Source organism: Mesomycoplasma ovipneumoniae (genome assembly GCF_030012565.1).
Taxonomy (GTDB): Bacteria; Bacillota_I; Bacilli_A; order Mycoplasmatales; family Metamycoplasmataceae; genus Mesomycoplasma; species Mesomycoplasma ovipneumoniae_D.
Window position 1 is genome coordinate 976,250 of record NZ_CP124621.1, and the last position, 23,216, is coordinate 999,465.

9 protein-coding genes and 2 rRNA genes are annotated in these 23,216 nt (G+C 31.2%); 3 read left to right on the forward strand and 8 right to left on the reverse strand.

Going from position 1 to position 23,216, the window contains the following annotated elements; all coding sequences use genetic code 4:
* The first annotated feature begins 20 nt into the window (after positions 1–20).
* The 3 genes from QJQ40_RS03475 to QJQ40_RS03485 are packed head-to-tail and all read left to right on the forward strand — an operon-like array spanning position 21 to position 6,376.
* Complete coding sequence (locus QJQ40_RS03475; RefSeq protein WP_282861234.1) at positions 21–2,195, forward strand: type I restriction-modification system subunit M; 2,175 nt, start codon at positions 21–23, stop codon at positions 2,193–2,195.
* Positions 2,188–3,474, forward strand: a complete 1,287-nt coding sequence (locus QJQ40_RS03480) for a restriction endonuclease subunit S (RefSeq protein ID WP_282861235.1) — start codon at positions 2,188–2,190, stop codon at positions 3,472–3,474. The genes QJQ40_RS03475 and QJQ40_RS03480 overlap by 8 nt, the downstream gene beginning before the upstream one ends.
* The gene (locus tag QJQ40_RS03485) at positions 3,464–6,376 is read left to right on the forward strand and encodes a type I restriction endonuclease subunit R (protein WP_282861236.1); all 2,913 of its coding nucleotides are present in this window, start codon (positions 3,464–3,466) and stop codon (positions 6,374–6,376) included. Before QJQ40_RS03480 ends, QJQ40_RS03485 begins: the two co-directional genes overlap by 11 nt.
* Positions 6,377–7,417: 1,041 nt before the next feature.
* On the opposite strand, the gene QJQ40_RS03490 is transcribed toward QJQ40_RS03485, so the two are convergent.
* From QJQ40_RS03490 to QJQ40_RS03525, 8 genes are all read right to left on the reverse strand, one after another.
* A complete protein-coding gene (locus tag QJQ40_RS03490; RefSeq protein WP_282861237.1) occupies positions 7,418–9,193 on the reverse strand; it encodes a hypothetical protein in 1,776 nt (591 codons plus the stop codon).
* Positions 9,165–9,740, reverse strand: coding sequence for a hypothetical protein (locus QJQ40_RS03495; RefSeq protein WP_282861238.1), 576 nt, complete (start codon positions 9,738–9,740; stop codon positions 9,165–9,167). Before QJQ40_RS03495 ends, QJQ40_RS03490 begins: the two co-directional genes overlap by 29 nt.
* Positions 9,741–9,864: 124 nt before the next feature.
* On the reverse strand, positions 9,865–11,634 hold the full coding sequence (locus tag QJQ40_RS03500) for a hypothetical protein (RefSeq protein ID WP_282861240.1): 1,770 nt from the start codon (positions 11,632–11,634) through the stop codon (positions 9,865–9,867).
* Positions 11,585–13,072 (reverse strand): hypothetical protein, encoded by a 1,488-nt coding sequence (locus QJQ40_RS03505; RefSeq protein WP_282861241.1) that lies wholly within the window; start codon positions 13,070–13,072, stop codon positions 11,585–11,587. Before QJQ40_RS03505 ends, QJQ40_RS03500 begins: the two co-directional genes overlap by 50 nt.
* A gap of 1,058 nt (positions 13,073–14,130) precedes the next feature.
* Entirely contained in the window at positions 14,131–15,897 is a 1,767-nt protein-coding gene (locus QJQ40_RS03510) for a hypothetical protein (RefSeq protein WP_282861243.1), read from the reverse strand.
* Positions 15,869–17,329: a hypothetical protein gene (locus tag QJQ40_RS03515; RefSeq protein WP_282861245.1), complete on the reverse strand. Its 1,461-nt coding sequence runs from the start codon at positions 17,327–17,329 to the stop codon at positions 15,869–15,871. Before QJQ40_RS03515 ends, QJQ40_RS03510 begins: the two co-directional genes overlap by 29 nt.
* Positions 17,330–18,262: 933 nt before the next feature.
* Positions 18,263–21,164 (reverse strand): 23S ribosomal RNA (locus QJQ40_RS03520).
* Positions 21,165–21,611: 447 nt separating this feature from the next.
* Positions 21,612–23,143, reverse strand: a 16S ribosomal RNA gene (locus tag QJQ40_RS03525).
* The 16S and 23S rRNA genes sit together here, the layout of an rRNA operon.
* Positions 23,144–23,216: the final 73 nt, after the last annotated feature.

Genomic DNA, 23,216 nt, shown 5'->3' on the forward strand with positions numbered 1-23,216 from the left:
ATTTTAAGGAGGAATAAGTAATGGAAAGTACGTACAGCTCATTTGAATATAATAAATTAATTAGTTTTATTTGGTCTGTGGCAGATGATTGCCTAAGAGACGTTTACGTAAGAGGAAAATATAGAGATGTAATTCTTCCTATGACCTTAATCAAAAGATTTGATTCTATTATAGAACCAGAAAAAGCTAACATAATGAAGCTTAAAGAAATGGCGGAAAAAAACAATTGGGATGTTATACAAACATTGAATACAGCTGTTCAGCTACCATTTTATAATATTTCTAATTTTTGCCTAAAAGACTTAAAGCATGAAACTAATAGGCAAAACTTAAAGAAAAATTTCGAAGAATATTTAAATGGCTTTTCAGAAAATGTAAAAGAAATTCTTCAAAAATTTGATTTTAATAACCAGTTAACAAAAATGACTGATGCTGGGATTTTAGGCTCTGTTATTGAAAAATTTACATCAAGTGAACTAAATTTGAGTCCATATGATGAGAAAAACTCTAGTGGAGATGTTATCAAAAAAGGATTAGATAATCATGCCATGGGTACCTTGTTTGAAGAAATCATTAGAAAATTTAATGAAGAAAATAACGAAGAAGCAGGGGAACACTTTACACCTCGTGATGTAATTGAGCTAATGGCCGATATTGCTATGTATCCAATTATCGATAAAATAAAAGATGCTACTTATTCAATCTATGATGGAGCCTGCGGAACTCTTGGCATGGGAACTGTTGCAGAAGAAAGACTAAAAGCATTTGCAAAAGAGAATGGTAAGGAAGTATCTATTCACTTGATTGGACAAGAAGTAAATGCAGAAACATATGCAATTGCTAAAGCGGATTTGCTTATCAAAGGCGGAGACACAGTGTCTAATAATGTTTACTATGGCTCTACACTTTCTGACGATAGAACTTCAGGGAAACATTTTGATTTTATGTTATCTAATCCTCCATATGGTAAAACATGGAAAACAGATTTGGCTATTTTAGGAAGTGGAAATGATAAAGACCCTAAGAAAAATATAATAGATAGACGTTTTGTTAGAAATTATAAAGAACAAGATGATTTCAGAATGATACCTGATGTAAGTGATGGGCAGTTACTTTTCTTGCTTAATAATATTTCTAAGATGAAAGAAACCGAAATGGGATCTCGCATTGTTGAGGTTCATAACGGTTCGGCTCTATTTACGGGTGATGCAGGAAATGGAGCAAGTAATGCAAGAAGATTTATGATTGAGGAAGATTTGATTGAAGCTATTATTCAACTACCTGAAAATATGTTTTATAACACAGGGATAACAACATATATCTGGATTCTGTCGAATAGAAAAGAAGAAAGAAGAAAAGGTAAAATTCAGCTTATTAATGCAAATAGCATCAAGACTACACTTCGAAAGAATATGGGTAAGAAAAATTGCGAGTTTTCAAAAGCTGATAGAGAATTCATATTGAATCAATATCTGAATTTTGAAGAAAATGAGTACTCAAAAATCTTTTTAAACGATGAGTTTGGATACTATAAGGTTGTAGTAGAAAGACCTTTAAGACAAACTGTATTATGCAATGCTGAAAATCTAAAAGAAATAGAGGAAGAGCTGAAGAAGATAGGAGCTTTTTCGGAAAAGATAAACAAGAAAATACTTGAGGATAGTTTTATTAAAGGAACAACCGCCTCTATCAAAGAACTTGAAAAGAGTGAAAATCTTAAAGCATATTTGGAAGTCTTGAAATTAATGAAAAGTGATGAAAGATATCTAGATTATGCAGCTTTTGAAAAAGAGTTTAACAAGCATTTAAAAAAGAAAAATATAAAAGGCACAAGTTTAAGTAAGTTTGTTTCAACAGGATTGCTTGACAATATGATAATTCGAGATGAGAATGCTGCTATTCAAAAGGACTCGAAAGGAAATGTGATTGTAGATCCAAATCTTAGAGACACAGAAAGTATTCCTATGACTTTTGAAGGTGGAATAGAAGAGTTTATTAAAAAGGAAGTCTTACCATATCATGCGGATGCTTTTGTAGATGAGAGTAAAACACAAATTGGCTACGAAATAAATTTCACTAAATATTTCTATAAAGCGAAAGAACTGGAACGAGTAGAAGACATTGTAAGACGCATTAAAGAGTTAGAAAGACAATCTGATGGTCTGATGACTTCTATATTGGAGCTTTATGAATAGATATAAGAGTTATAAGGAAGTAAATTTACCTTGACTAAAAGAAATACCTAGTCATTGGGAGATTAATAAGGTAAAAAGATATTTTGAAATAACAAGAGGAAGAGTAATTCCTAAAGAAGAATTGGACAGTAATGGTAAATACCCAGTATATTCCTCTCAAACTGAAAATTATGGAATAATGGGTTATTTAAATACTTATGATTTTGATGAAGTTGATTGCATAACATGGACAACAGACGGTGAAAAAGCAGGAACTACATTTTTAAGAAGTGGTAAATATAATTGCACAAATATATGTGGGATTTTATTACCTAAAATAGATAAAATTAAAGATATAAATTTAGCATATTGCAATTATATTATTGGACTAGGTAACCAACATTCAAGAAGAAAAGATACTAATGGTTATAAAATAATGAACAATGAAATGGAAAAGAATACTATTTTATTACCACCATTACATGAACAAATCCAAATTGCAAGCTTCCTTGACTGGAAAATAAGTGAAATAGATAGATTAATTCAAATAGAAAAAGAAAAGATAAAAGAATTGAATCATAAAAAACAGTTATCTATATCATTTGAATATAAAAAAATAAGTAAAAAAATACGTTTAAAAATGTTACTTTCAGAACCTTTACTGTATGGAATTAATGGTACAGGTGAAACGAATGGAAGTATAAGATTTATTAGGATTACTGACATCAACAAAGATGGCGAATTAAAAGAAAACAATTGTCAATATTTTGACAATTGTGAAAATAAATTTTTATTGAAAAAGGGAGATATACTATTTGCAAGGAGCGGAACTGTAGGTAAATCATATATCCATAAATCGGAAAATATGAAAATGTGTTTTGCTGGATATTTAATTAGAGCAAGGGTGGATACAGAAATTGTGATTTCTGAATTTGTATATTTATATACACAATCTGCAGACTATGAAAAATGGAAAGAAAGTATTTCCATACAATCTACTATCCAAAATATAAGTGCTGAAAAATATGCGAATTTACAAATACCTTTTGTTGATAAAATAGAACAGAAAAATATCATTCAACATCTAAGAAAAATAATTAATACTATTGAAAAATGTAAAGTAATAATTTCAAAGAAAATCAAAGAATTAGAATCACTAAAACAATCACTAATTTCAGAAGTGGTAACAGGAAAAATTGATGTAAGAAATGTTGTTATACCTGAATATGAAAAAGTAACTCTTTTATATGATGAAATAGAAGAATTTGATGAAATGGAGGGGATAGAAGATGGGAATTAGAGATACAAAGATGGAAGCAGAACTTGAAAATAATATCATCGAGTATCTTGTTTCGAATCAGGGTTATGTATATATAAAACCTGATGAAATGAAGCTTTCTTTTGATAAGAAATATGCTTTTGACGAAAAGAGACTTTTAGAATTTATTAAGACATCTCAGCCCAAGGAATTCGATATCTTAAGGCTTGATACAGACAGCGGAAAAGAAGAGTTCTATAAGCAACTGGATGCTCGAATTAGGCAAAATGGGATTGTTTCTGTTTTAAAGAATGGTATTAAGTGCTATCCATCCTCAGGGACTATCATTTTTTATCATGCCATAGATCCTAAAAGACCAAGTTCTTATAATGAATTTAAAACGAATATTTTTTCAGTTACTAACCAGCTGAGATATTCTGATAAAAATAAAGGCTTAGAACTCGACTTGGCTATTTTTGTAAATGGGCTTCCGATTATAACAATGGAACTTAAGAGTAGAGCTTCTAGCTCAGGTTGAGCATATAAAGATGCTGAAGATCAATATATAAATGATAGAGATCCAAAAGAAACCTTATTTAGTTTTAAAAGGTGCATTGCACATTTTGCAGTTGATGAAAACTTTATTACTTTTGCAACAAAATTAGATGGAAAAAACACAAGGTTTATGCCATTTAATAAAGGTACTACCCTTGGCGGCTCAGGTAATCCTATAAATGATAGTGGCACAATGACAGATTATTTATGGAAAGTTTTTTTGAAAAAGGAAACATTGACAAGCTTAATAAGAGATTTTGCTTATATTTCTGTAGATAAAGTCAAAAAAACAGAAACGTTGATTTTCCCTAGATACCATCAATACAGAGTAGTTACAAGACTTGTAGAAGATGTTCAGAAAAATGGAGTAGGTAATAGATATTTAATCCAACACAGTGCAGGTAGTGGCAAGAGTAACTCTATAACGTGGCTCGCTTATCGTTTGGTTGAAGTGGATTATAAAAACCAAAAAGCTTTTGATTCAGTAATAGTTGTTACAGATAGATTGAACTTGGATAAGCAAATCAGCGATAATATTAGGAAATTTATAGATGAAAAGAGTGTTGTTGGGCATGCTAGTTCTTCAACTGATTTAAAGAATATGTTGATTGATAGTAAAAAGATTATCATTACAACCGTTCAGAAATTTCCGTATCTACTTGAGAAAATTGGAACTGATTTAAAGGGTAAAAATTTTGCAATTATAATTGATGAAGCCCATTCATCACAAAGCGGTAAGGCAGCGGCTTCATTAAATATGGCTGTATCGGGTAGTTTAGGAAATGAGGATGAATTTGAAATAGAAGATAAACTAAATGAGTTGATTGAGGCAAGAAAGATGCCTGAAAATGCGAGTTTCTTTGCTTTTACTGCTACTCCTAAAGCAAAAACTATCCAAATGTTTGGAAGTGTATTTGATTTATACTCCATGAAACAAGCTATCGAAGAAGGATTTATTCTTGATGTTTTAAAAAATTATACACATTATGAAAACTATTATAAGATTTACAAAACAATAGAAGAGAACCCTAATTTTGATAAAAAGAAAGCCCAAAGGAAAATAAGAAATTATGTGGAAGGTCAAGAATTTCCTATAAGAGAAAAAAGCGAAGTCATGGTGAATCATTTCCTTACAAATACAGTGAATAAGATTAACGGAAAAGCAAAGGCAATGATTGTAACACAAAGTATTTTAAGAGCGATTGAGTACTACCATATAGTTAGTGATTTACTAAAAAATTCTAATAGTGGTTATGAAGCTTTGGTTGCATTTTCTGGTGAAAAAGAATACAAAGGTAAGACAGTAACAGAAACAAGTTTGAATGGTTTTTCTGATAAAGAGACACCAGAAAAATTTAAGCAAGATAAATATAAGTTTTTGATTGTTGCCGACAAATATCAGACCGGATATGATGAGCCTCTTTTACATACAATGTATGTAGATAAGGTTTTGAATAATGTTAAGGCGGTACAAACTCTATCAAGACTTAATAGGAGTGCTAAATATAAGATAGATACTTGCGTGATTGATTTTGCAAATCAACCAGAAGATATATCAAATGCTTTTCAACCATACTATAAGGAAACAAAGTTAGAAGGAGAAACAGACCCTAACAAACTTAATAATTTATTATCCATGCTTGATGCAAAGTATGTTTATGAAAAAGACGAAGTAGATAGACTAGTTGATTTATTTCTAGAAAACAAGCCAAGAAATTCTATTGATAGCATTGTAGATCAGTGCGTGGAAAGATATATAGCTCTAAGTGAAGAAGATCAGGTTGAATTTAAGAGTGGTGTAAAATCTTTTATAAGAACCTATAATTTCTTAGCATCTATTCTACCTATTGGTCAAGTAGATTGGGAAAAGAAAGTGATTTTCTTTGAACGATTGATTCATAGATTGCCAACCCCAGAAGGAGACGATTTGTCTGCTGGAATTTTGGAGTCAATTGATTTAGAAAGTTATAGGCTAGAAAAGAAAAAAACAATTATTGATATTATTTTGAAAGATGAGGATGGTAAAGTTGAAGGCTTGGGCATAGGGGTTAGAAAAAAGAATGAAGTTGAGCTAGATACATTAGAAAATATTGTATCTACATTCAATGACATTTTTGGTAATATAGACTGGCAAGACAAAGATAATGTTGCAAGGCAAATAAGAGAATTACCCGAGATGGTAATGAAAAATGAGAAATTCAAAAATGCTTTAAAAAACTCAGATATTGAAAATATCAAAAGAGAGTATGATTCAGCGTTAAAAGATGTTTTCAGAATTATAATGAAAGATAACATAGAACTATTTGGACAATGGACAAATAATTCTAACTTTAGTGAATGGTTAAAGCGTACAATTTTTGAAGAGATTATGAAGAAAAATAAACGGTAAATAGAACCGACACAAAAAAAGTTAACACTGAGGTGTTGGCTTTATTGTCTTAGTTTACTAGTCTTATATTTTACCAATCCCGTGGGAGACCTATAAATTAAGTGATTTATGCAAGCAAAAATGCTTGCATTTTTGCTAAATAGTAAGTTCAAGCGCAACACAAATTAAGGTAAAAATTTAATTGTGTGGCTTGAACTTTTTTATTTCAATTATTTTTAAAATAAAAAAGAAAAAAGCTCCAAATTAGACAGGAATTTCATATTAATTATAGCATTAAAAAATATAACTATATAACAAAAAATGATAGACAAGGATTTATAAATAGATAATGTTTTAAGTATTTTCACAAATTTAAATTAAATATATTTGATACTTTGAAATAAAATGGTGGAAATCCACCTAAATTTTTCAAGCGAGGTTGCAAAATGATAATAAAGCACGATTTTTATCTAAACCAAATAATTGATAAAAAAGAGAATGGAAGCAGTTAAATAATCTTGAACTTAACCCCCTCGAATTCGAGGGGGTTTTTGAAAAAAGCTGGCAGTAATACATTTACCTTATCACCTTAAAAATGGATTAATACAACAAATGCAAAAGGATATATCTGAAACTCGGAAGATGTCGAGGGACTCTTGCACATAAATATATTGCATTTAAATTTGCTTCTTGGAGACTATTAACAACCCTAATTTTAAAGGTGTCGAATTCGACCCCTTTAAAAAAAATCAGGCAGCAATGTAAACTCGGACAAAAAAGCCAACACCTTAGTGTTAATTTTTTTGTCCTGGTTTACAACATATGCTATGATGTTAAAATAATATTAAACTGTTAATTTTCTTTGTCCTAGTTTAAAACCGACATTTTTTAAGATATGTCATCAAACCGGGAAACTCAGGAAGCGTATTTTTGCAAATAAACATAAATTCAACTAACAAAATTGCTATTTTTAAATAAATAAGAATTTAAAAAATGCAAGTTAAGAATTTTAAAAATAAACTTAAATCTTTTATCTTTAAATTCACTAATTAACAAAAAGATCTACGATCCCCCTTCTATCTCAATAAATTTTTTGCTTTTATAACCGCGAAAATCTACTCTTGCAATTTCATTATAATATTCAGTTTTATCATCATTATCTGAAGAATAGATAAGGTGTTGTTGTAAAATTAATTCTTTTTCTTGTTGGGTATATAAATTAGTATTTTCTAGAAAGTCTGTAAAATACCCAAATTCATGGTCTATTTCTTTTAGATATTTATTCAATGCATCCCGATATAAAATTAATTCTTCCATAGATGATTCAATCACATTTTTATCTAAATCAATTTTCCTTGGTGATCTAGAAACAAAGAACGCTGGATCCTTGCCATCACGCAGAAAAATATCTTGTTCAAGTTTAACCAATTTTTGTTTGAAATAATATTTTAAAATTTTGTATTTACCTTGATAAATATTATTATATAAATTTGAATGACCAAATCAGTAGTAAATTTTTTCACCATCAACATTCAATAAAATAAAATTTTTCAATGCAATTGGCAAGATTCATGCATCGCCACCCCCATAGGCGGAGTAGTAATATGGTTGAAATCAAAAAACTGGCTTTTTTGAGTCAAATTGTTCAATTATTTCATCAAAAAGGCCACATTCTTGTCCACCAAAGTAAAAAATTTCGAAATTTTCAAGTTTTAATTTTGCTCAGCTTGGTAGAATAAGAAAATCAGGTTCATCAGGATAATAAAAATCTAAATCTTCAACTCAATATTTAGGACCAAATAAAATTTGCAACAAATAGATTAATTCGATTTTATTTGTCCAATTATTCGCATGATCATAATAATTTTTGCCGTCTTCACCAAAAAGTTTGATGCAATATTCGCGATATTCCGGACCAAATTTATCAAACCAACTAAGAATAAATTTATCACGATTTTCAATATTTAAGTTAAGTTTTTTGATCCCGTATTTTTCAAATTTTTTAAGCAAATTTTCATAAGTTTCAAAAGTAAATACATTTTGAATTGGTTCAATTTGGGTTTTTTCACCAAAATTATAATTCTCTTTTAATAACAAATTGTAGATATTTTCTACATTTTGTCCTAAATATGCTTTATTTATGTCTAGAAATTCTGAGTTATATTCATATCTATTTGATAAAAAATCAAAGATTTTTTCGTGGTAATTTGTTAAATTTTTTGGCTTTGCATAAGGAACACTTTCCTGAATTTCCTTAATAATTAAATCTTCAATTTCTCTTAATCTGCTTTTTGATTTAAATATTTTTCAAAAATAAGCCGGATAAGAAATTGAAAATTCGCATTTTTCAATATCATCAAAGTTTTCAAATACAACAACAACTTTTTTAAAAGCTTTACCATCGCGTAAAGCAGATGCAGAATAAAGATCAGATTTATAAACAACATTTTCTTCTTCGTTTATTTCACAATATTCAATGTGGTGACAGTCGCCAATTAAACACTTAATATCGTTATGAAAATGAAAATCTTTGAGTTTTTTGGAAAAAAACACACTTTTTGGGATATTTTCCAGTTTTAAATTATAAACATAATCTTCTTGTTTATAATTTAAACTAATAATTCTTTCAATTGGATTAGGATCGAAGATGTTATCATAAAGATAATTGGATAAAAAATTTGTAAATGGATAATTATTATAATAACAATCAGAAGTTAAATCAACATCATCCTTAGTCATATTGCCAACTGAACAACGACTTTTAATATCAATTTCTATATATTTTAGTTTAATTAACTGTTTTTTTGCTTTAGTTACTAAATCTAATTGCTTCTCCATATAAAAAATGCACCTTTTCAACATTTAACATTTTTTCTCTTCGTATAAATTCCCTCTTTCCGAATTTTCCCTTTATCATTCTTGCTCTCCTTACATGATAACTGGGAAAATATATTTTTACGTATGATGGTATATTTTTATCTTCATTTCCATTTTCATTTTCATTTTTACTTGTATCATAAATATCAAACGCATTTTTAGGGTTAGTTCAATCAATAGCATCATTAGCTAGGCCTTCTCCAACAACAAAGTGATCTTTAGTAAAACCGATATCTTTATTTAAATTATTAGTTAGATCTCATGACCATCTATTTCTCACTATCGAATTTGCTGTATATTTTGTTTTTTCAGCCAAACTTTTCATAACTGGTTCATTATATGAATAAAAATCAATAGGTGAATTTAGTTTTTTATCCATAATTTTAAGGTCGTCAACATTTTTATTATCTTTTACTGAACTAGGTAGCAAGTTATTAATAATAATTTTGGTTAATTCTGATTGGGCTAGCAAACTTCCAACCGCTAAAAGTCAGGCAGATTTTTGCAAATAAATATAAATTCAACTATCAAAATTACTATTTTTAAATAAATAAGAATGTAAAAAACAAGTTAAGAATTTTAAAAATAAACTTAAATCTTTTGTCTTTAAATTTATTAATTAACAAAAAGACCTACGATTTTCCTTCTATCTCAAGAAATTTTTTGCTTTTATGACCACGAAAATCTACTCTTGCAATTTCATCATAATATTCAGTTCAATCATCAGAATCTCAAGAAAAGAGAAGGTGTTGTTGTAAAATTAATTCTTTTTCTTGCCGGCTATATAAATTAGTATTTTCTAGAAAGCGTCTAAAATATTCAAATTCATGGTCTGTTTCTTTTAGAAATTTATTCAAGGCATCCCGATATAAAATTAATTCTTCCATAGATGATCCAATCACATTTTTAGTTAAATTATTTTGCCTTGGTGGTCAAGAGACAAAAAACGCTGGATCAATGCCATCACGCAAAAAAATATCTTGTTCAAGTTTGACTAATTTTTCTTTGAAATAATATTTTAAAATTTCGTATTTACCTTGATAAATATTATTATATAAATTTGAATGGCCAAATCAGTAATAAATTTTTTGACCATCAACATTCAATAAAATGAAATTTTTTAATGCAATTGGTAAAATCCGTGCTTCGCCAGCTCCATAGGCGGAGTAGTAAAATGGTTGAAATCAAAAAACTGGCTTTTTTGAGTCAAATTGGGAAATTATTTCATCAAAAAGCCCATATTCTTGTCCACCAAAGTAAAAAATTTCAAAATTTTCAAGTTTTAGTTTTGCCCAACTTGGTAGAATAAAATAATCAGGTTTATCGGGGTAAAAATCTAGATCTTCAAGTCAGTATTTAGGGCCAAATAAAATTTGCAACAAATAGATTAATTCGATTTTATTTGTCCAATTATTTACATTATCATAATAAGTTTGGCCATCTTTACCAAAAAGTTCGATGCAATATTTTCGATATTCTGGGCCAAATTTATCAAATCAACTAAGAATAAATTTATCTCGATTTTCAATGTTTAAATTAAGCTTTTTAATCCCGTATTTTTCAAATTTTTTAAGCAAATTTTCATAAGTTTCAAAAGTAAATACATTTTGAATTGGTTCAATTTGGGTTTCTTCCCCAAAATTATAATTCTGTTTTAATAACAAATTATAGATTTTTTCTACATTTTGTCCTAAATATGGTTTATTTATATCTACAAACTTTGAATCATATTCATATCTATTTGATAGAAAATCAAAGATTTTTTCGTGATAATTCGATAAATTTTTTGGCTTTGCATAAGGAACACTTTCCTGAATTTCCTTAATAATTAAAGCTTCAGTTTCTCTTAATTTGCTTTTTGATTTAAACATTTTTCAAAAAATAGCCGGATAAGAGATTGAAAATTCACATTTTTCAATATCATCAAAATTTTCAAAGACAACAACAACTTTTTTAAAAGCTTTACCGTCGTGAAAAGCATGCCAAGAATAAAGTTCAGAGATAGAATCAACATTTTCTTTTCCGTTTTTTTCACAATATTCATCGTCGTCTCAGTTGCCAATTAAACACCTAATATCATTATAAAAATGGAAATCCTTGAGTTTTTTGAAAAAAAACGAACTTTTTGAGATATCTTCCAGTTTTAAATTATAAACATAATCTTCTTGTTTATAATTTAAACTTATAATTCTTTCAATTGGATTAGGATTGTAGGTTTCTTTAAGGTAATCGTATAAAAAATTTGGAAATGGATAATTCTTATAATAACAATCAGACGTTAAATCAACATCATCCTCAGCCATATTACCAATTGAACAACGACTTTTAATATTAATTTCTATATATTTTAGGTTAATTAATTGTTTTTTTGCCTTGGATATTAAATTTAGTTGGGATTCCATATAAAAAATGCACCTTTTCAACATTTAACATTTTTTTTCTTGGTATAAATTCCGACTTTATACCCTTTTCCTTATCTCCTATCATTCTTAATCTTCTTACATGATAATTGGGAAAATATATTTTTACGTATGATTGTTTATTTTTATCTTTACTTTTATCAATATCAAACTCATTTTTAGGGTCGGTTCAATCAATAGCATCACTAGCTAGACCTTCTCCAACAACAAAGTGATCCTTAGTAAAACCGATATCTTTATTCAAATTATTAGTTGGATCTCATGACCATCTATTTCCTACTATTAAATTTGCTGTATATTTTGTTTTTTGAGCCAAATTTCACATAACTAATCGATCATATGAATAAAAATCAATAGGTGATTTTAATTTTTCCTCCATATTTTTACGGTCATCTTCATTTTCATTAATTTTAGCTTTTACTATGCTAGGCAGCAAAGTATCAATAACAATTTGAGTTAATTTTGACTGCATTGTTAAATTTGAAACGGCTCAAAATCAGGCCGCTGTTTCTGGAATTGTTTGTTCACTAATAACAAAATAAGATTCTAATTCTTTGTGGTGAAAATTAAAAAATCAAGCAGGGTGGATTCCAGTGTATTGTCTTAATTTTTTCTTATCTTTTACAATAGAAAGTCTTAAAGTCTTTATACCTGCTATTGCTTTAATTCTAGACTTACTTTTTCCTTTTGTCAATTTATCTAAATCAACTTCAATTGAGTCAGTACTTCTTGAAGTAATAGGGCTATCATCAGCTGGCGCATGAACAGGGCTATCATCAGCTGGCGGATAGTAACTTCTTCCGCCCCCAAATCATCTACCTACACTATCAACAAGGTTTGGAAAAGTTTCCATAGCTGGTTTGGCGGCTACGGAAATTGCTACTGCGGCAACGGTAGCTGCAATAGCTTGTGTAATAAATGGAATAAAAGGCAAAAGGAAAAAGAAGGTTTTTTCAACCCGAGTTTGATTTAGAAGTTTTCTAAAGTCAAAAACATGCCCTTCAAATTTTAGTTTTGGTACACCTTCTTCAAAATAAAGTTCAGCTTTTTTGTTAACAAATTCAAGTGAAGTACTATTTAAAATTACCTCACCTTCTTGATTAATTTGAATTTCAATATCATCCAGATTAGGAGAGTCTGAACTAGTACTTGTTTTGTTTAGATGTGTTTTGGCATTTTTGATATTTGCATTAATAACAAGCGAATTTTGTTGGTTTTTGGTCGAAACAATTTGAACTAAATCATCAAAATTTACCGGTTTTTTTGAATTTGATAGTTCTATATCACGAGTTTCAAGTTTAAAATCTGAATAGTTTTTTGTATTTTGAAAATGTCAAAGCGGCCCAAAAACGCTTAGTGTCAGTGAAGTGAAAGCAACAACATTAGTGATAAATTTAAAAAACTTTAACTTTTTCTTCATGTTTTTTCCTTTTTTTATATACAATATTAATTCTTTATTTTTTTAATTATATTATATGTTAAAAATTTTTTAGGAAAAATACCTAAAAAATTGTTTTTTAAAAGAATAAATTATTATGCTAATCAGTGGCTAAAAATAAACAGGACTAAAATTCAGGCATATTTTCCTGAGTTTCCCAGTTGATGGCAAAAACTCACTTTTTAGTGAATATAAATATGCAAAAATACCGGTAAATCAGTGCTTTTTGATGATAAAACCTTAATTTTTATAGTTTTGAAATTAACCTTTTGCAAAAAAAAAAAAAAAAATGTTTGGTCTAAAATAAAATTGTGTTATAATTATTTTCACTAAGAATAAATTAATAAGTTTGATATTGAATTAAGGGGGAATTAATTATGTTTTTGCCATAAAAAAATCAGAAAATGCGAATTATCCATTATATTTTTAAATATGATGGAATGCCTTAAATTTAACCGTTTAGAAATCTATAAATTTAGGGCTCTTGTTATTGTTCTTTCAAAACTTCATATGTTTTTTTAGGCTCGCTGCAAATAAAAACGAGTTTTCTATTTGCATTGAGTTTAAATAGTAGTTGTATTTTTTGATGGTTTTTCCCTGTGTTTTAAACTAAAAAAGCAGTTTAAAAATTCATAATTTTGCTTTTTAAGTCAAAATTTTAACTTTTTTAGTTCAAAACACTAGCAAAAATTAAGACAGAGGGTTGAATTTAACACTTAAAACTAGCAAATGATATTTTAAAATCGCGATGGCGTTCCTAGTGATCCAAATATTTGAAATAGGTATGATTTTTGCTTTGATATCTTAATAAAACAGTAAAAAATAGGTAATTAATTTTTGCCAAAAAGTTAAAAAAGTGGCTAAAAGACACTTTTTTAAGATATCTTATCAAACCAGGAAGCTCGGGAGGCGCATTTTTGCAAGTAGACATAAATTCAACTGACAAAATTTCTATTTTTAAATAAATATGAATTTAAAAATAGGTTAAAAATAAAGCTAAATCTTTTGTCATTAAATTTATTAATTAACAAAAAAATCTACTATTCCCCTTCTATCTCAATAAATTTTTTGCTTTTATAACCACGAAAATCTACTCTTGCAATTTCATCATAATATTCAGTCCAATCATCAGAACCTCAAGAAAAGAGAGTGTGTTCTTCTAAAATTAATTCTTTTTCTTGTTGGCTATATAAATTAGTATTTTCTAGAAAGTCTGTAAAATACTCAAATTCATGGTCTGTTCCTTTTAGAAATTTATTCAAGGCATCCCGATATAAAATTAATTCTTCCATAGATGATCCAATGACATTTTTAGTTAAATTATTTTGCCTTGGTGATCTAGAAACATAGAACGCAGGATCCTTGCCATCACGCAGAAAAATATCTCGTTCAAGTTCGACTAATTTTTGTTTGAAATAATATTTTAAAATTTCATATTTACCTTGATAAATATTTTCATATAAATTCGAATGGCCAAATCAGTAATAAATTTTTTGACCGTCAACATTCAATAAAATAAAATTCTTCAATGCAATTGGCAAAAACCGTGCTTCGCCAGCTGCATAGGCGGAGTAGTAAAATGGTTGGAATCAAAAAACTGGCTTTTTTGAGTCAAGTTGGGAAATTATTTCATCAAAAAGCCCATATTCTTGCCCGCCAAAATAAAAAATTTCGAAATTTTCAAGTTTTAGTTTTGCCCAACTTGGTAGAATAAGAAAATCAGGTGTATCGGGGTAAAAATCTAGATCTTCAACTCAATATTTAGGACCAAATAGAATTTGCAACAAATAGATTAATTCGATTTTATTTGTCCAATTATTCACATTATCATAATAATTTTTGCCATCTTCACCAAAAAGTTCGCTACAATACTTTCCATACTCTGAACCAAATTTATCAAATCAACTAAGAATAAATTTATCTCGATTTTCAATGTTTAAATTAAGCTTTTTAATCCCGTATTTTTCAAATTTTTTAAGCAAATTTTCATAAGTTTCAAAAGTGAATACGTTCTGAATTGGTTGAATTTGGGTTTTTTCACCAAAATTATAATTCTTTTTTAATAACAAATTATAGATTTTTTCTACATTTTGTCCTAAATATGGTTTATTTATATCCACAAACTTTGAATCATATTCATATCTATTTGATAAAAAATCAAAGATTTTTTCGCGGTAATTTGCTAAATTTTTTGGCTTTGCATAAGGAACATTTTCCTGAATTTCCTTAATAATTAAAGCTTCAATTTCTCTTAATTTGCTTTTTGATTTAAACATTTTTCAAAAAATAGCCGGATAAGAGATTGAAAATTCGCATTTTTCAATATCGCCAAAGTTTTCAAAGACAACAACAACTTTTTTAAAACCTTTACCGTCGTGAAAAGCATACCAAGGATAAAGTTCAGAGATAGAATCAACATTTTCTTTTCCATTTTTACGACAATATTCATTGTCGTCTAATTCGCCAATTAAACACCTAATATCGTTATAAAAATGGAAATCTTTGAGATTTTTGGAAAAAAACGCGCTTTTTGGAATATTTTCTAGTTTTAAATTATAAACATAATCTTCTTGTTTATAATTTAAACTTATAATTCTTTCAATTGGATTAGGATTGTAGGTTTCATTAAGGTAATCGTATAAAAAATTTGGAAATGGATAATTCTTATAATAACAATTAGATGTTAAATCAACATCATCCCTAGTCATGTTACCAACTGAACAACGACTTTTAATATCAATTTCTATATATTTTAGTTTAATTAACTGTTTTTTTGCCTTAGTTACTAAATCTAATTGCATCTCCATATAAAAAATGCACCTTTTCCATATTTAACATTTTTTCTCTTGGTATAAAATCCTTCTTTTCGAATTTTCCCTTTATCATTCTTGCTCTCCTTACGTGATAACTGGGAAAAAGTATTTTTATGTATGATTTTTTATTTTTCTTATCATTTAGTTCAATATTAAACGCATTTTTAGGGTCAGTTCAATCAATAGCATCACTAGCTAGGCCTTTGCCAACAACAAAGCGATCATTAGTAAAACCAATATCTTTATTTAAATTATAATTTGGGTTTCTTGGTCCTTTATTTCCTACTAACAAATTTGCTGTATATTTTGTTTTTATAGCCAAATTTTCCATAACTGATCTATTATATGAATAAAAATCAATAGGTGATTTTAGTTTCTTATCCATATTTTCACGGTCATAAACATTTTTATTATCTTTTACTGAACTAGGTAGCAAGTTTTTAATAATAATTTTGGTTAATTCTGATTGGGCTAGCAAACTTCCAACCGCTAAAAACCAGGCTGCAGGTTCTGGAATTGCTTGTTTACTAATAACAAAATGAGGTTCTAAGTCTTCATTGTGAAAATTAAAAAATCAAACAGGATGGATTCCCGTGTAGTTTACTAATTTTTCCTTATCCTTTGCTTTTACAATAGAAAGTTCTAAAGTCGCTGTATTTGCTATTTCTTTAATACTAGGCTCACCTTTTGCTTTTGGTAATTTATCTAAGTCAACCACAATTGAGCTTTCAGTTCTTCAAGTAACAGGATTATTATCAGCTGGTGCAGGAACAGGGGTATAATTATCTGACGAATAGTAACTTTCACGGGTCCCAAATCATCTACCTACATCATCAACAACCTTTGGAATAGTTTCCACAGCTACCGCAGCAGCTGTGGTAACTGCTACTGCGGCAATGGCAGCTGCGACAGCATTTGAAATAAACGGAATAAAAGGTAAAAGGAAAAAGAAGGTTTTTTGAACTCGAATTTGATTTTGAAGCTCTCTAAGGTCAAAAACATAACCTTCTAATTTTAGTTTTGGTACACCTTCTTCAAAATAGAGTTCAGCTTTTTTGTTAACAAATTCAAGTGAAGCGCTATTTAAAATTACCTCACCTTCTTGATTAATTTGAATTTCGATATCATCTAGATTAGGAGAGTCTGAATTAGCACTTGTTTTGTTTAGATGTGTTTTGGCTTTTTTAATATTTGCATTGATGACAAGCGAATTTTGTTGGTTTTTGGTCGAAATAATTTGGACTAAATCATCAAAATTTACCGGTTTTTTTGAATTTGATAAATCTATATCACGAGTTTCAAGTTTGAAATCTGAATAGGTTTTTGTATTTTGAAAATATCAGAGCGGCCCAAAAACACTTAGTGTAAGTGAGGTGAAAGCGAAAATATTAGTGATAAACTTAAAAAACTTTAACTTTTTCTTCATGTTCTTTCCTTTTTTTATATACAATATTAATTCTTTATTTTTACAATTATACTATATATTAAAAATTTTTAGGAAAAATACCTAAAAAATTGTCTTTTAAAAGAATAAGTCATTATGCTAATCAATGGGTAAAAATAAACTGCACTAAAATTCAGGTATATTTTCTTGAGTTTCCCAGTTTGATAGCAAAAATTCACTTTTTAGTGAATATAAATACAAAAATACCCGTAAATCCGTGTTTTTTGACGCTAAAATCTTAATTTTTATTATTTTAGAATTAACTTTTTGCAAAAAAAATGTTTGGTCTAAGAAAAAATTATGTTATAATTAACCTCACTTAAGAATAATTAATAAATTTGGATTTTAGAATTAAGGGGGAATTCATTATGTTTTTTGTCTAAAAAATCAGAAAATGCGAATTATCCATTATATTTTTAAATATGATGGAATGCCTTAAATTTGACCGTTTAGAAATCTACAAATTTAAGATTTTTAATTATTGTTCTTTCAAAACTTCATATGTTTTTTTAGGCTCGCTGCAAATAAAAACGAGTTTTCTATTTGCATTGAGTTTAAATAGTAGTTGTATTTTTTGATGGTTTTTCCCTCTGTTTTAAACTAAAAAAGCAGTTTAGAAATTCATAATTTTGCTTTTTAAGTCAAAATTTTAGCTTTTTTAGTTTGCTTTATTTGATTAGTAGGTAGGTTTTTTCTTTCGTGAGTGTTAGATTTAAAATTTAGTGTTTTTGCTTTGATAGTTATTTTTCTTGAGTTTGGGCTCAAACTGACAAACTCGGATTTTTTTAATTAAGCAATTAGTAATAAAAAAATCCTTATTTTAAAGAGTTTTTTATTGACTCTCTAAAATAAGGATGCTAATTAGCGCTCTCAAAACTGAATAGTAACATTTTTATTAAAATACTTTAAGAATTAACTTTTTAAACTTTGAATTTATTAGTATTAGTCAGCTGAATGTATTACTACACTTACACCTCTAACCTATCAACCTCATAGTCTATAAGGAATTTCATAAGGAATACTCATCTTTGAGGAAGCTTCCCGCTTAGATGCTTTCAGCGGTTATCTTTTCCGTACTTAGCTACCCAGCTGTGCCTTTGGCAAGACAACTGGAACACCAGCGGTACGTCCACTCCGGTCCTCTCGTACTAAGAGCAGCTCTCATCAATATTCCAACGCCCACATCAGATAGGAACCGAACTGTCTCACGACGTTCTGAACCCAGCTCACGTACCGCTTTAATTGGCGAACAGCCAAACCCTTGGAACCGACTTCAGCTCCAGGATGCGATGAGCCGACATCGAGGTGCCAAACCTTCCCGTCGATGTGATCTCTTGGGGAAGATTAGCCTGTTATCCCCGGGGTAGCTTTTATCCGTTGAGCGACGGCCATTCCACAATGAACCGCCGGATCACTAAGTCCTGCTTTCGCACCTGCTCGACTTGTAGGTCTCGCAGTCAACCACACTTTTACCTTTATGCTCTGCATATGGTTTCTGACCATATTGAGTGTAGCTTTGAACACCTCCGTTACTCTTTAGGAGGCGACCGCCCCAGTCAAACTACCCACCACGCACTGTCTCACTTCCAGATAATGGAAGCTGGTTAGAAAATCAATTTATTAAGGGTGGTATTTCAAGGTTGACTCCTCAAGAACTAGCGCCCTTGTATCATCATCTCCCACCTATCCTACACATAATAAACCAACTTTCAATACGAAGTTATAGTAAAGCTCCACGGGGTCTTTTCGTCTTGATGCGGGTAACCAGCGTTTTCACTGGTACCATAATTTCACCGAGTCCAATGTTGAGACAGTAGGGCGATCATTGCGCCTTTCGTGCAGGTCAATAATTAGTTGACAAGGAATTTCGCTACCTTAGGACCGTTATAGTTACGGCCGCCGTTCACCCGGGCTTCACTTGAATGCTTCGCGTAAGCTAACATCTCCGCTTAACCTTCGGGCACTGGGCAGGCTTCACCCTCTATACTTCGGTTTGCACCTTTGCAGAGAGCTGTGTTTTTGATAAACAGTTGCCACCCTCGTTTTACTGTGGCCCTTTAAAAAAGGGCATCCCTTCTTGCGAACGTACGGGATAATTTTGCAGAGTTCCTTAACATTGGTTTTCTCGCTCGCCTTAGAATACTCATCTTGGGGACGTGTGTCCGTTCTCGGTACAGGTTGTTAAAAAATTAACACTAGAAACTTTTCTTGGAAACATAGAATCATTTAATTCGGTACTTGAGTCTCCTCTTCCCTATGCATCACAGCTCAAAATTAATGTTATGCGGATTTGCCTGCATAACTTTCTAACTGCTTACCCCACAATCCAGTAAGTGGTAAAACTATCTTTTTTCGTCATTCCATCATTTTTTTAACAAGTATCGGAATATTAACCGATTGTCCATCGGATACGCTTTTCAGCCTCTCCTTAGGCCCTGACTAACCCTGGGTGGACGACCCTTGCCCAGGAAACCTTCCCCAATAGGCGTCGAAGATTCTCACTTCGAATCGTTACTCATTCCGGCATTCTCACTTTTAATCTCTCCACTAGTGGTCACCCTCTAGCTTCAACGAAATTAAAACGCTCTCCTAACGCAATTATTTGAAATAATTGCCCGTAGCTTCGGTATTGTGTTTTAGTCCCGTTACATTATTGGCGCAAGATCTCTTGACTAGTGAGCAATTACGCACTCTTTAAATGGTGGCTGCTTCTAAGCCAACATCCTAGTTGTTTGAGAAATTTCACAACCTTTCTCACTTAACACAATTTTGGGACCTTAGCTGACGATCTGGGTTCTTTCCCTCGCGAGCGTGGACGTTATCACCCACGTTCCGACTGCATAGATTAGATTAATGGTATTCGGAGTTTGATTATAGTCAGTACAGCTAGGTGCCGCCATTCCACATTCAGTGCTCTACCCCCATTAATTATATTTCTACACGCTAGCCCTAAAGCTATTTCGAAGAGAACCAGCTATCTCCAAGTTCGATTGGAATTTCACCACTATCCGCAAGTCATCCGGGCACTTTTTAGCGTACTACGGTTCGAACCTCCACTTTGTTTTACCAAAGTTTCATTCTGCTCACGGATAGATCACCTGGTTTCGGGTCTATGTCAACAAACTAAACGCCCTATTCAGACTCGGTTTCCCTACGGCTTCGCTTTAATCCGCTTAACCTTGCTTGCTAACATAACTCGCCGGACCATACTGCAAGATGTACGCCATCACACATTAACGTGCTTTGACTACTTGTAAGTAAATGGTTTCAGAATCTATTTCACTCCCCTCTCGGGGTTCTTTTCACCTTTCCCTCACGGTACTAGTTCACTATCGGTGTCTGATTAGTATTTAGCCTTACCAGGTGGTCCTGGCAAATTCAGACAGGGTTTCACGTGCCCCGCCCTACTCAGGATACATTTATGAGATTATATAATTTTGCGTACAGGGATTTCACCTTCTTTGTCAAAGCATTCCAACTTTTTCTGCTATTATATAATTTTGTAACTCAATTAAAATGTCCTATAACCCCGTAAAAACGGTTTGGGCTCCTCCCATTTCGCTCGCCACTACTTTGGGAATCATTATTTATTTTCTTTTCCTGTTGTTACTAAGATGTTTCAATTCACAACGTATCTCGCTGCTTTAATTATGAATTCATTAAAGCGCAACCTAGGTTTGCTAGGTTGGGTTTCCCCATTCGGAAATCTCCGTATCATAGCTTATTTCCAGCTCCACGAAGCTTATCGCAGGTAATCACGTCCTTCATCGACTTTCAGACCCAAGGCATCCACCAAATACTCTTATTTATTTAAAAAGTTAAAACTATCTTCTGAGTATAGCCTATTTAGATAATATATCTTAAGGTATTTTAACAATTTTAGAGTTTTTATAACTAAAAGTTATAAAATTTTAAAAATAAACTCGGTTTAATTTTAAAAGACTTTGGAATATTATCTGATTTTTAGATCAGATATAAAATTGTTACTGTTCAGTTTTGAAAGAGCTAATATTGTCTTTTTACAGACATTTTGAGAGTTTTAGAGCTCTCAAAACTAGGTACATAATCAATTTCAAATTGAGATTGTATTAAAAAAACATTTATAATTATCAAAAAGTTAAAAAAAAGTTTACTTCACAAAAAAAATAAAATTTACTAAACTAAACAAGGAGAAAATGAATTAATAGAACAAATTATTTCAAATTATTAAATTTTCTATGTGTTAGTTTGATTTTAACCACATTTAAGTAGTAATTTTCCGTAGAAAGGAGGTGTTCCATCCCCACGTTCTCGTAGGGATACCTTGTTACGACTTCACCCCAGTCATCGGTCCTGCCTTAGGCAATGGTCTCCGAGGTTAACTCACCGACTTTGGGCATTACCAACTCCCATGGTGTGACGGGCGGTGTGTACAAAACCCGAGAACGTATTCACCGCAGTATAGCTGACCTGCGATTACTAGCGATTCCGACTTCATGAAGTCGAGTTGCAGACTTCAATCCGAACTGAGACTACTTTTTTGAGATTAGCTTGACATCACTGTTTCGCTGCTCTTTGTAGTAGCCATTGTAGCACGTGTGTTGCCCCACTCGTAAGAGGCATGATGATTTGACGTCATCCCCGCCTTCCTCCGGTTTGCACCGGCAGTATCTCTAGGGTTCTCAACTTAATGTTAGCAACTAAAGAAAAGGGTTGCGCTCGTTGCAGGACTTAACCTAACATCTCACGACACGAGCTGACGACAACCATGCACCATCTGTCATCTCGTTAGCCTCCGCTATATCTCTATAGTTTTGCGAGGATGTCAAGAGTGGGTAAGGTTCTACGCGTATCTTCAAATTAAACCACATGCTCCACCGCTTGTGCGGGTTCCCGTCAATTCCTTTAAGTTTCACTCTTGCGAGCATACTACTCAGGCGGATCATTTAACGCGTTAGCTGTGCTAGTGACTTTTGCCACCAACTAATGATCATCGTTTACGGCGTGGACTACCAGGGTATCTAATCCTGTTTGCTCCCCACGCTTTCGTCCATTAGTGTCAATATATGACCAGTTAGCTGCCTTCGCCTATTGGTGTTCTTCCTAATATCTACGCATTCCACCGCTCCACTAGGAATTCCGCTAACCTCTTCATAATTCTATTTTGTCAGTATCTAAAGCGAACTAAAGTTGAGCTTTAGCATTTAACCTTAAACTTAACAAAAAACCTGCGGACGCTTTACGCCCAATAATTCCGGATAACGCTTGCGACCTATGTATTACCGCGGCTGCTGGCACATAGTTTGCCGTCACTTTCTAATAAGGTACCGTCAAGACTAAATCATTTCCTATCTAGTTTTTTCTTCCCTTACAACAGCAGTTTACATCCCTAAAGACTTCATCCTGCACTCTGTGTCGCTCCATCAAGCTTTCGCTCATTGTGGAATATTCCTTACTGCTGCCTCCCGTAGGAGTCTGGGCCGTATCTCAATCCCAGTGTGGCGGTACAGCCTCTTGGCCCCGCTAAACATCATCGTCTTGGTAGGCCTTTACCCTACCAACTAACTAATGTTGCGCACCCCCATTTTTTGGTGGAGCTTTAAAGGCTCCTTTTAATAAAAAAACATGCATTTTTTTATTTTATCCGGTATTAGCTGCTGTTTCCAATAGTTATCCCGGTCCAAAAGGTAGGTTAGGTACGTGTTACTCACCCATTTGCTACTAAATATATTAGCAAGCTAACATATTCCGTTCAACATGCATGTATTAAGCACACAGATAGCGTTTATCCTGAGCTAGGATCAAACTCTCATGATTGCGTTCAATTTGAAATTGGTTTTGAAATTATATACCTAGTTTTGAAAGATCTAAAAATTTTTTTTGCCGTTTT